The following is a 10,888-nucleotide window of genomic DNA, read 5'->3' on the forward strand; positions in this document are numbered from 1 at the left end:
AAAACGAACCGGGGGTGAATTCGACCCATGAGATCCGAACGGATATCCCGCGTCCGGCAGGGGCTGCAGGATATGCAGCTTGAAGGGGTCCTCTTCGTCCATATGCCGAACATCCGCTATCTCACCGGTTTTACCGGAAGCGAAGGAGCGCTTCTGGTAACCGGCGGAGCGGTGGTCCTCCTGGTTGACGGGCGTTATACGACACAGGCTCGGGAAGAAGTCACTTCCTGCGGGATCCGGGAATTCAGTGATCCTGTCGCGGGGATTACCGATGCCGTCAGGAAAGAACGGCTGTCGTCACTGGGGTTTGAAGCCACGGTCCTTTCCTATGATACCTACCGCCGGCTTGCGGAAAATTTGAACGGGGTCCGGCTTCACCCTCTTTCGGGGGAACCCGCCGCCATCAGGAGCCGGAAGGACAGCGGTGAGGTGACGGCGATGAAGCGTGCCGCCGCCATAGCGGCTTCTTCGCTGACCGGAATCATTGACATGATCAGGCCGGGGGCGGTCGAGAGAGATATCGCCTTCGCCCTTGAATCGGCCATGCGTGACGAAGGCAGTGAAAAACCGGCCTTCGAGACGATCGTCGCTTCCGGGGAACATGCCGCCATGCCTCATGCCCGTCCCGGTTCACGAAAAATAGAAAAGGGAGACTTTGTGGTCATCGATTACGGGGCCGTTTCGGATGGATATAACTCCGACGAGACCTGCACGTTCATGGTGGGGGAACCGACGACCCGCCAGCGGAAGGTATACCGGATCGTGAAGGAAGCACATGACCGGGCCATCGAGGCCGTGAAGGCGGGGGCGTCGTGCAGCGAGATCGACGGCAGGGCCCGGTCGGTCATCGAAAAGGCCGGGTATGGAGGATACTTCTCCCATGGTACGGGTCACGGGGTGGGGCTCGAAGTGCATGAGCCGCCGCGGGTGTCATCCCGGAGCACGGAAGTTCTCGAAACGGGCATGGTGGTCACCGTAGAGCCGGGTATCTATATTCCCGGCACATTCGGTATACGCATAGAGGACATGGTGCTCGTCGGTGAGTCGGGCGGTGAAATATTGACAAAGATGCCGAAGGAACTTACAGTTTTATGAACACATACCGTGTAAAGACCGCGCTGCCTGAGCGTTCATTTAATACGAAAGAGAAATCAGTACGAGAGGAGGAAGGTTGACATGTCTGCTTTTCCTGATGATCTACTCTACAGCCGTGAGCATACATGGGTCAGGATCGACGGCAATCTGGCGACCATCGGATTAACCGATTACGGCCAGGATAAAATGGGTGAAATTATTTCCATAAAACTGCCGCCGGTCGACGCGTCCGTCGAGCAGGATGAACCTTTCGGTGTCATCGAGTCTTCCAAATCGGTCGCGGAGCTGATATCGCCGGTGACAGGTGAGATAATCAGCGTGAATGAGGAACTTGCCGATGACGTGGGTATCATAAACAGCGATCCCTATGACACCGGGTGGATGATAGTTGTGGAAATGGAGAATGTGAGCGAGCTCGACAATCTCCTTGATTCCTACGAATATGCCGATTATGTTGAAGAGGACGAGGAGGTTGAGTAGAGAACAGTGCAGACCTGGAGGCTCATTACCTTTCGACGGTTCAATGCCTATGAGAACATGGCCATCGATGAGGCGATGTTGCGCTCTTGCCGGGCCGCACATATGCAGCCCACCCTTCGTTTGTACGGCTGGGAAGCCCCGGCCGTTTCGATCGGTTATTTTCAGGATACGCACCGGGAAGTGAACGGTGCCTATTGTCGCGATCATGATATTTCCATAGTCAGAAGACCAACGGGAGGCAAGGCGGTGCTGCACGGTCAGGATCTGACCTATTCCGTTGTTGCCGGCAGTGATACCATGCCCTTTTCCACAAGCATCATGGAGACATACCGTGTCGTCAGCCGATGTCTCGTCGGGGGGCTCGCCAGGGCGGGCGTCACGGCATGGATGGTCGATGAAAATGAATGTGCCGGTTCTCTCTATAAGAAAAAACCCTGCTGTTTCTCGCGTCCCCTGCGCCACGAGATAACAGTCAACGGGCGTAAAATATGCGGAAGCGCCCAGATGCGGATCAGGGATGCCTTTCTCCAGCACGGCTCCCTCCTCATGGACGTCGATCCCGCAGCGATCTGCCGGGCCATCGGTACGGGAAACGCCGTCGAGAGTCGGGAGATAGAAAAACTGCGGCGATCGGTCACGTCGATCAGGGAATGTGCCGGTGACGGCCTCCCCCTGAGCATGCTGTGCCGGTGCGTCACGGAGGGATTTGAGGAAGGGCTGTCGATTCGATTTGCTGAAGGAGGTCTTACCGATGAAGAGGAGCAATTGGCTGCGAAACTCCTGGAAGGAAAATACAAAACGGAACAATGGAACATGGAAGGCCGGGTGATTGAAAATGGACCTGACGACGATCATTAAACATCAGATACTGGGGCAGGAGGCCTATGAGATCGAGGAGCGAACAGGACGTATCAAGCTCGACGCGAACGAAAATCCCCATCTCATTCCTGACGGATTGAAACAGAAATTTCTCGAGCGTCTTGCGGAAATTGAACTCCACCGCTATCCGGTTCCCGGTTCACCTGAGCTGCGGCGTAAATTTGCTGAGAAGCTGCATGTCCATGAGTCGATGGTAATGATCGGAAACGGGTCGGACGAACTCATCTTCGCCCTGGTAACAGCTATGAGGGTCTCGTCCTCGGGAGGTGTCGTTATTCCCGTTCCGACATTTGGCATGTACCGGATTGCCTCATTGAATACAGGACACAGGGTCATGGAGGTCCCTCTTGACGACCGGTTCGATCTTGATGTGGACGCCATGATGAGGGAAATTTCCGAGGATGCCCCCGCCATGATCTTTTTGAGCTATCCGAATAATCCCACAGGGAATTGCTTCAGCCCTGACAGGATGGAGAAAATACTTCGTTCCTTTCCCGGGATCGTCGTCGTTGACGAAGCGTACTATCCCTTTGCGGAAAGGACGTTCCTCTCCTTTCTCGATGAGTTCAGGAACCTGGTCATTCTGAGAAGTCTTTCAAAGATCGGTTTTGCCGCGTTGCGGCTCGGTATCCTGATCGCCGATCCTGTTCTGGTCCGTGAGTTGAACAAGATCCGCCTTCCCTATAATATCAATTCCTTTTCTCAGGCCGCGGCCGCGTTCTACCTTGAACATGAAGATGATTTCCAGGAGCAGGTCGAATGGATAATAAAGGAACGGCAATGGCTGTGGGAACAGCTGCAGGCGATCCTGGGCATACGGCCCTACCGGAGCGATGCGAACTTCATCCTTTTTAGTTGTTTTAAGAATAAAGATAGTGTATACGAAAAACTCGTTGATCACGGTATCATCATAAAAAATTTCGGTTCTTCCGGGCTCCTTCGGGATTGTTTCCGGGTCACCGTCGGGACCGAGAGTGAAAATAGGGAATTTATCGATGCGCTGAAAGGCGCACTCGAGCAGTAAGGAGAGTGATACAACAGAGGGCCTACAAGCGGGGTAGTTGACGGCGTACCGGGTGCGAAAAGCCGTCCTGCCCCTTTTTTGTGTGCTGAAGCGAAGCGAGGCATATGCATTTTTTTATGAAGTACTAAATGTTTCGAAAAAACAATGGGAAAGGAAGGGGAAATATTTGGAAGTAAAAGTCATAGACAATGATGTGGAAAAGGCACTGAAGATTCTGAAGAACAAGCTCTCGAAGAATGGTTTCTTCAAGGAACTCAAACTGCGGAGAGCCTACGAGAAGCCTTCGGTAAAGAGAAAAAGAAAAGCCCTTGAAGCCAGAAGACGGATGGCAAAAGCCGCCCGCCGCCGGCGGTATTCCTGAAGACCGGGGAGCCGGGTCCTGTTCCCTCACCTGCCCGTCGGCAACCCGATGAGGTCCGCTCCCTCCAACATCAAACCGGGTGTGGCAGATGGTTGAGAAGCAATATATCGTGGACGCCCTGTCCATCGAGGAATCGTGGCGGATATTCCGCGTGATGGCGGAGTTTGTCGATGCCATCGAGGAATTATCCCGTATCGGCCCCGCCGTCACTATCTTCGGGTCTGCCCGCGTGCGTCCCGGCGATGAATACTATGACAAGGCGGAAAAGCTGGCCGGCCTTCTCGCCCAAAACGGGTTCGGTGTGATCACGGGGGGCGGTCCCGGCATCATGGAAGCGGCGAACAAGGGTGCCGCCGAAGCCGGCGGTGTCTCCGTGGGAATGAATATCCGTCTCCCTTACGAACAGAAACCGAATCCTTACGCGAATATCAGCCTTGACTACAAGTATTTTTTCATCCGGAAGGTCATGTTCGTCAAGTATGCCGTCGCCTACGTCATCATGCCCGGCGGATACGGGACCCTCGATGAACTCTTTGAAGCCCTGACGCTGATCCAGACAAAAAGGATCAAGAGCTTCCCCGTCATACTCATGGGAAGTTCTTACTGGAAGGGGCTCGTGGACTGGATCAGAAACGTCCTGCTTCAGGAAGAGAAGATAGACGCTGAAGATATCAATCGCATCCTGATATGCGACGAACCCGAGCAGGTCGTGGCGCATATCAAGAAATTCGTTATTCTGTAGTGCAGGACAATCACGTAAAAACCTGTCTTTTGAATCCCTTTTTTGCTGGCCCCGAAACGTTTTTGATACATCTGCAGACAGTGGCAAAGGGGATTCACGGGGGATTTTACATATGAAAATCCCTCCCGACCTCCCTTTACAAAGGGAGGAGAAAAGCTCTTGAAACCCACAAAATCTTTTCAATGGCCGCTTCAAAAGGGATTAACGAGCCGGTAACGGAACTGAAAAAACCTGAATCAGTGTGATACCATGTCTTCATCACTCGCCGCCGTCCTTGAGAACATCACAAAGGGAAAACCCGCTCCCTGTTACCTTATCCATGGCAACCAAACATACCTGGTCAAGGATGCACTTGAACGGATCGTCGGCGCTCTTTTGCCCGGCGGTGCAGACGACTTCAGCCTGTTCAGGATGACCGGAGATACCGAGGACGTGGGAGCCATCACCGAATCCCTGCTCTCCCGCTCTCTGATACCCGGCCGGAAGGTTATCGTTGTCAGGGATACCCGTCTTTTTTACTCGAAGAGCTCCGTGTCGGACATCATCGACGATGTCAGGGACAACCTTCAGCGGGACCCTTCCCGGGCCGCCCGGTCCTTTGCGGTCTTTCTGGAGACGGTGGGATGGTCGCTCGAAGAGCTGAAGGACGGCGGGTGGAATAAGATCAGTGACGCCCAGTGGCGGAAAGCTGTCGACGGTGAAGCCGGCGGAGACCGGGAACAGTGGCTGCCGCGGGCGATCCATCTCTGTGAATCGCTCATTATTTCGACGGGAAAGACCCGGCGGGATACGGATCAGCTTGAGGATGCCCTGAAAAGAGGGATCCCCCGGGAGAACACCCTTATCCTGACGGCGGACGCGGTGGATCGGCGGAAACGGCTTTTCAAGGTCATATCGGAACTGGGGATCGTTCTCGAATTCCAGCAGGCTCGCAATGAAGCACGGCAGAAACAGATCCTGAGCGAGGTTGTCAGGGAATACCTGGAGAAGAACGGAAAGACCCTGAGCCCGGAGGCCATGGCCCTCCTTCGGACCAGGACGGGTTTCGGCCTGGGAGACATTATGGGGGAGCTGGAAAAGCTGATCTCCTATGTGGACGATCGGCACCGGATCGGTGCCGATGACGTTGACGCGGTTATCGGTAAAACAAAGGAAGATTCCATATTCGATCTTACGGCGGCCGTGGTCGACGGGGACCCTGAAAAGGCCCTTGCCACCCTTGAGCACCTGCTCGACCAGGGTGTTCACTACCTGTCGGTCCTGGCGATGATAGCTCGGGAGATGCTCAACCTCCTGCAGGGAAAACTGCTCCTCGACGCGGGTGTGGTGCCGTCCTTTTCGACCCGTCTCACCTTCCCGGCCTTTCAAAAAGACCAGTATCCCGTCATCAAGGAAGCGGCCCGGAACTGGGAAGCCGGGGGAGGGTGGCTGATTGGCCGTCATCCCTATGTGATCTATAACGCCCTTTCCGGAAGCATCCGTTTTTCCTATGAAGAACTGGAATTCTTCATAGATCGGCTTGCAGACCTCGATGTGGCACTGAAAACGACCGCCATCGATCCCCGCCGTGCCCTTGAAAAGCTGCTGATCGAACTCTGCCGCCGATGAACATGCCGGAATAATGACGGTTTCCCGCCCCATCGCCCGGCCTGCGATATCTGCAGTACTTTACAGCTTTTTCAGTTTTCTCTTCGCGAGCCGCTTGCGTTTTGACATCCGCCGGGAGGGGCCCTTTTTCTGTGTTCCCGCCGGCGATACCGGCTCGTCATCAGGCTCCGGGCCGGTCAGTTCCGTGTCGGTCATGAAAAATGCCGCTTCCATTTCGCGCTGGATCCGCGCTTCAAATTCTGGTGACGAGACCGCCACCGTCCCCCGGCGGCCCACCGCCGTCGCCACGGCGCGATCCGATGTGACAACAAGGATTTCCTCTGCCGAGTGAGAAACCATTTCCTTGATCACATCATCGGCCGTGCGGCCTCTTCGCGAATATACGATTCGAATTCCCTTTTCCCGCTGTCGCTCTTCCTGAACCGATCCGTCGAGCCAACCGTCGAAGACAACGGTGATTTTGTGCCCCCGCAACCGCTTGTACTCGGCAAGCCGGTGGATCAGTTCCATGCGGCCCTGTTCCAGACTGATCCTCTCAAAACGTTTCAGGGAAGGGGATTGCCTGATGAGATTATATCCGTCTATGATGATGTGCATGATGTTTCCCGGCCGTTCCGGTGATTCCCGTGTCCCCCGCGATGTGGATCCTTCGCCGGCGACGGGTGGTGCCGGGGGACACGCCTGCCGCGCATCCGCTCATGTTTCGGAATCAAGGATCTTTCTCATGTCCCCGATCGTGCCGGCATAATTGCCACTGTGGAATATGGCCGAACCGGCGACGAAAATATCGACCCCCGCATCCCTGAGTACCTGAATGTTGCCCAGATGAACACCGCCGTCTATTTCGAGCAGAACACCGGGTGATCTTTCATCGATGAGACGGCGTGCCTGCCGGATCTTTTCAACCATGCCCTCGATAAAACTCTGGCCGCCGAAGCCGGGGTTGACGGTCATGATGAGCAGGAGGTCTATGTCTTCAATGATCTCCGTTACAAGGGAAAGCGGTGTTGCCGGATTCAGGGAAACGCCGGCCCGGGCGCCCCGTTCCCTGATGGCGGAAATTGCCCGGTGAAGGTGTATCTCCGCCTCGACATGTACCGTGATGATATCGCTTCCCGCCTTCCTGTAATCGTCGATGACCCGCCCCGGGTTTTCGATCATGAGATGCACATCGAAGGGAAGTTTCGTGACAGGGCGGATCGATTCAATGACGGGAGGGCCGATGGTCAGATTGGGAACAAAATGGCCGTCCATGACATCAATATGTATCAGGTCGGCCCCCGCCGCCTCCACGGCCCGTATCTCCTGCTGAAGAACACTGAAATCCGCTGACAGAATTGAAGGTGCGATCTGCTTCATCATTTCACCGGAAGCCTTTCATAGCCTGTTCATGAGAGTTATTCACGTTGGACGACCGGCTGCTAATAATTGATCGTAACGTTGTGCAGCACCCCCGAGTCCGTTTCCTTTATGGCGAGACGCAGTTCTTTCGGCGATTTCGGAGCCGCTTCCCCGGGGAAGAAAATGAATCCGTGTGCTATCTGGTGTGGCGGAATGTCCTTTTTCTCGAGGGAACGGGTCTTGAGGTCCTCACCGATCTTCTGCTGCACCGTTTCGTCTTCTGAAACACCTTTCGCGCCGCCCATCAGAACCCCCGCGGTCGCTCCCACAGCGGCCCCTTTCCCGGCGGCCTCGGCCACGTTTTCGCCTGTGACGATACCGATGGCGGCACCGATGAGGGCACCAGCCGCGCCGCCGAGCAACCCGGGTTTCGCCGTTTCCGAAACAACTTCGCCGTATTCCGTTTTCTTCGCTATCCGATCATAGGCGATCCCGGCGTCCAGGATAGGCCAGAGATTGTTATCCTGGTCGACGAGGTAGGTCTGCTGGGGAATGATCTCCAGCGAATGGGTTCCCTTGTTGTCGAAGGCCACCTGGACCGGCAGCACCCCGGCCGCGATAATGTCGAAACCGAATGCTTCCTCGGCCGCCTTCGTGTCGTTGTATACTTTTGACGCGATCACGGCACCGGCCGCTTCGATGGCATTGGGGGATGCCTCGGGGAGCTGAAAGGGAACGACGGTCTGTTTATACCTGGTGCAGCCGGCCGCCACAAGGAGGACCATGATGCAGATGGCGGCGATGGATATGCCTTTCGAGATATTTTTCATTGATGTACGTCCTCTCATTGTTTTTCCGGTAAGTCTACACGCAAGCTCCCGGTCCTGTCAATTAAAGCTTCTCATCACAACGTTACGGCCACTCCGCGGGAATGAAGATACTCCTTTGCTTCCCTGATGGATATTTCCCTGAAATGGAAGATCGAGGCCGCGAGCAGGATGGAGGCTTTCCCCCTGACCACACCTTCATAGAGATGTTCGAGCGTCCCCGCACCCCCTGAGGCGATGACGGGAAGCCCCGATGTCTCGGCAATCAGCGCTGTCAGCGTTACGTCATATCCGTCTTTCGTTCCATCCGTGTCGATGCTCGTAGGGAGAATGGAACCGCATCCCAGGTCCCTGACCTGCTGCGCCCACGCGACGGCATCCTTGCCTGTTGGTGTCCGGCCGCCGTTCACGTACAGTTCATAGCCCGACGCCACGGTATTGTTCATCTTCGCGTCGATAGCCACGACGATGGCCCCGCTTCCGAATTCCTTTGCCCCTTCCCTGATGAGTTCGGGGTTTTTTACGGCCGCCGTGTTGATGGAGACCTTGCTGACCCCGGCACTGATGAGTCGTTCCATGTCGGCCGTCTCGCCGATACCACCGCCGACGGTCAGCGGGATCGTTATTGCCGAGGCGACCCGTTTGACCAGCTCAACGGTGGTTTTCCGGGCTTCAATGGTTGCCGTGATGTCGAGGAAGGCCAGTTCGTCCGCCCCCTCTTTTTCGTAGAAGAGGGCGTTTTCGACGGGATCGCCCGCGACCTTCAGATCGACGAAATGTACGCCCTTGACGACCCTTCCATCCTTGATGTCAAGACAGGGCATGATCTTTACAGGATCCATGATATTCTTCCTTTCTCAATGAATACGATGGGATATGTCCGCACGCCGGTGAGATGATGAAGGAGAACTACTATAGAGACTCTGATATGTCAATACCTTTGGCGGCATGGTTCTTATAGTACGGGCGATGAAGGGATTAAAAGGATTACGGATTGTGGATTACGGATCCCGGTTCCCGAATCCCGATTTTCCGCACTCAGGCACTGCTTTTAATATTCCTTGACATGCCCGCGAAAGACCATTAATCTCCATTTCCCATGATGTCAATAGCTTATAATATCCTGCTCGCCGCCGCGGCGCTGGTCCTGGGGCCGTATTACGGGGCGAAAATGCTTTTTTCCGGGAAATACCGGAACAGTATCGGCCCGAAACTGGGATTCACACCGGCCGAAACCTTCGACGCCATGGAGGGGACCCCCCGTATATGGGTTCACGCCGTGTCGGTGGGAGAGGTGACGGCGGCGGCCCCCATCGTGGCATCCCTGCGGCAACTGTTCCCGGGGGCATGCATCGTTCTTTCGACGAGCACGGAAACGGGACAGGAAATGGCCCGCAAGTTCGTGCGCTCCGCAACGGCTCTGTTCTATTATCCCCTCGATATTCCCTGCGTTATCAGAAAGACGCTCGACCGGGTTGCCCCCGATGTGTTCGTCGCCGTGGAAACGGAGATATGGCCTAATTTTATCAGGCTTTGCGGGCAGCGGGGCATCGGGATCGCTCTTGTCAACGGCAGGATATCCCCCCGTTCCTTCCGGGGATACGGGAGGACAAAGTTTTTCTGGGAGGCCTTCTTCAACAGGATCGACCAGATAGGCGCCATATCGGAGACCGATGCGGCACGCCTGCAAAAGCTCGGCGTAGAGTCCTCCCGCGTTCGGGTGCTGGGCAATGCGAAATATGACGGGCTTGCCGCCAGTGTAAGCGATGAACTGCGCGATGAAACGAGCCGCCGGCTGAATGTTTCTCCGGATGTGCCGGTCCTCGTCGCGGGCAGCACCCATGAAGGGGAGGAATCGGTGGTGCTCTCTGTCTACCGGGAACTGCTCAAGGAATTTCCGGGGCTTCTCCTGATCGTGGTTCCCCGCCATGTTGAGCGTTCGGCCGATGTGATCGCCCAGGCGCGGAAAGCCGGTTTCGACGATGTCATTGCCTTCAGCGATATTCAGGCGGGTACGGGCAGAAAGACCCAGCGGGTGATCATCATTGATGTAATCGGTGAGCTTTTCAAGGTATACGGACTGGCGACGGCCGTCTTCTGCGGCGGCAGCCTCGTGCCACGGGGGGGACAGAACATTCTCGAAGCTGCGGCGTGGGGGAAAGTGGTTCTCTACGGTCCCTCGATGGAAGATTTTCAGGATGAGCGGGAAGCGCTGGAACGTGTCGGCGCGGGCATCACGGTTCGCAACCGCGGAGAGATGCTCGACGCCCTGGTCCAGCTGATGAGGCATCCCGACCTGCTGAGTGAGGCGGGCGAAAGGGCGCGTGCCATGGTCGCCGCCAACACGGGAGCGTCACGCCGCCATGCCGAGCTGATCCGGTCTGTTCTCGAAAGGTAATGGCTTATGGTAATGGCTTATAATGGTACGTAATCCGTAATCCATAATTGACAGTCTCGCAAAAAGTCAAATATCGTGTCACTCCCGCGAAAGCGGGAGCCCATAACTGCTTAAAAATACTGGATTCCGTGTC

12 protein-coding genes are annotated in these 10,888 nt (G+C 55.6%); 8 read left to right on the forward strand and 4 right to left on the reverse strand.

Annotation, left to right across the window (positions count from 1 at the left end; genetic code table 11):
- The first annotated feature begins 27 nt into the window (after positions 1–27).
- From JXO48_11615 to holA, 7 genes are all read left to right on the forward strand, one after another.
- Positions 28–1,095, forward strand: a complete 1,068-nt coding sequence (locus JXO48_11615; protein ID MBN2284527.1) for an aminopeptidase P family protein — start codon at positions 28–30, stop codon at positions 1,093–1,095.
- 81 nt (positions 1,096–1,176) lie between these two features.
- Positions 1,177–1,575 (forward strand): glycine cleavage system protein GcvH, encoded by a 399-nt coding sequence (gene gcvH / locus JXO48_11620; GenBank protein MBN2284528.1) that lies wholly within the window; start codon positions 1,177–1,179, stop codon positions 1,573–1,575.
- Between the two features lie 6 nt (positions 1,576–1,581).
- Complete coding sequence (locus tag JXO48_11625; protein MBN2284529.1) at positions 1,582–2,433, forward strand: lipoate--protein ligase family protein; 852 nt, start codon at positions 1,582–1,584, stop codon at positions 2,431–2,433.
- The gene (gene hisC, locus JXO48_11630; GenBank protein ID MBN2284530.1) at positions 2,411–3,478 is read left to right on the forward strand and encodes a histidinol-phosphate transaminase; all 1,068 of its coding nucleotides are present in this window, start codon (positions 2,411–2,413) and stop codon (positions 3,476–3,478) included. The genes JXO48_11625 and hisC overlap by 23 nt, the downstream gene beginning before the upstream one ends.
- Positions 3,479–3,644: 166 nt before the next feature.
- Complete coding sequence (locus JXO48_11635; protein MBN2284531.1) at positions 3,645–3,839, forward strand: 30S ribosomal protein S21; 195 nt, start codon at positions 3,645–3,647, stop codon at positions 3,837–3,839.
- An 88-nt stretch (positions 3,840–3,927) separates the two neighbouring features.
- Positions 3,928–4,581 (forward strand): TIGR00730 family Rossman fold protein, encoded by a 654-nt coding sequence (locus JXO48_11640; GenBank protein MBN2284532.1) that lies wholly within the window; start codon positions 3,928–3,930, stop codon positions 4,579–4,581.
- A 249-nt stretch (positions 4,582–4,830) separates the two neighbouring features.
- A complete protein-coding gene (holA, locus tag JXO48_11645; GenBank protein ID MBN2284533.1) occupies positions 4,831–6,189 on the forward strand; it encodes a DNA polymerase III subunit delta in 1,359 nt (452 codons plus the stop codon).
- A 60-nt stretch (positions 6,190–6,249) separates the two neighbouring features.
- Here holA and JXO48_11650 read toward each other — a convergent pair whose 3' ends face one another.
- The 4 genes from JXO48_11650 to hisF form a co-directional block, all read right to left on the reverse strand.
- Positions 6,250–6,786: an NYN domain-containing protein gene (locus tag JXO48_11650; GenBank protein ID MBN2284534.1), complete on the reverse strand. Its 537-nt coding sequence runs from the start codon at positions 6,784–6,786 to the stop codon at positions 6,250–6,252.
- Between the two features lie 99 nt (positions 6,787–6,885).
- Positions 6,886–7,548, reverse strand: coding sequence for a ribulose-phosphate 3-epimerase (locus JXO48_11655; GenBank protein ID MBN2284535.1), 663 nt, complete (start codon positions 7,546–7,548; stop codon positions 6,886–6,888).
- Between the two features lie 62 nt (positions 7,549–7,610).
- Positions 7,611–8,360: a hypothetical protein gene (locus JXO48_11660; GenBank protein MBN2284536.1), complete on the reverse strand. Its 750-nt coding sequence runs from the start codon at positions 8,358–8,360 to the stop codon at positions 7,611–7,613.
- 74 nt (positions 8,361–8,434) lie between these two features.
- Positions 8,435–9,199 (reverse strand): imidazole glycerol phosphate synthase subunit HisF, encoded by a 765-nt coding sequence (hisF, locus tag JXO48_11665; GenBank protein MBN2284537.1) that lies wholly within the window; start codon positions 9,197–9,199, stop codon positions 8,435–8,437.
- Between the two features lie 257 nt (positions 9,200–9,456).
- Between hisF and JXO48_11670 the strand changes: the two genes are divergently transcribed.
- Positions 9,457–10,755: a 3-deoxy-D-manno-octulosonic acid transferase gene (locus tag JXO48_11670; protein MBN2284538.1), complete on the forward strand. Its 1,299-nt coding sequence runs from the start codon at positions 9,457–9,459 to the stop codon at positions 10,753–10,755.
- Positions 10,756–10,888 lie beyond the last annotated feature (133 nt).

The organism is Deltaproteobacteria bacterium (genome assembly GCA_016933965.1).
Taxonomy (GTDB): Bacteria; Desulfobacterota; Syntrophia; order Syntrophales; family UBA2210; genus JAFGTS01.

Excerpts from the sequence above, each read along its gene's own strand:
- JXO48_11655 (MBN2284535.1), bottom strand. The coding sequence starts at position 7,548 with ATGAAGCAGATCGCACCTTCAATTCTGTCAGCGGATTTCAGTGTTCTT.
- JXO48_11615 (MBN2284527.1), top strand. The coding sequence starts at position 28 with ATGAGATCCGAACGGATATCCCGCGTCCGGCAGGGGCTGCAGGATATG.
- holA (MBN2284533.1), top strand. The coding sequence starts at position 4,831 with ATGTCTTCATCACTCGCCGCCGTCCTTGAGAACATCACAAAGGGAAAA.
- gcvH (MBN2284528.1), top strand. The coding sequence starts at position 1,177 with ATGTCTGCTTTTCCTGATGATCTACTCTACAGCCGTGAGCATACATGG.
- JXO48_11670 (MBN2284538.1), top strand. The coding sequence starts at position 9,457 with ATGATGTCAATAGCTTATAATATCCTGCTCGCCGCCGCGGCGCTGGTC.
- hisC (MBN2284530.1), top strand. The coding sequence starts at position 2,411 with ATGGACCTGACGACGATCATTAAACATCAGATACTGGGGCAGGAGGCC.
- JXO48_11640 (MBN2284532.1), top strand. The coding sequence starts at position 3,928 with ATGGTTGAGAAGCAATATATCGTGGACGCCCTGTCCATCGAGGAATCG.
- JXO48_11660 (MBN2284536.1), bottom strand. The coding sequence starts at position 8,360 with ATGAAAAATATCTCGAAAGGCATATCCATCGCCGCCATCTGCATCATG.
- hisF (MBN2284537.1), bottom strand. The coding sequence starts at position 9,199 with ATGGATCCTGTAAAGATCATGCCCTGTCTTGACATCAAGGATGGAAGG.
- JXO48_11650 (MBN2284534.1), bottom strand. The coding sequence starts at position 6,786 with ATGCACATCATCATAGACGGATATAATCTCATCAGGCAATCCCCTTCC.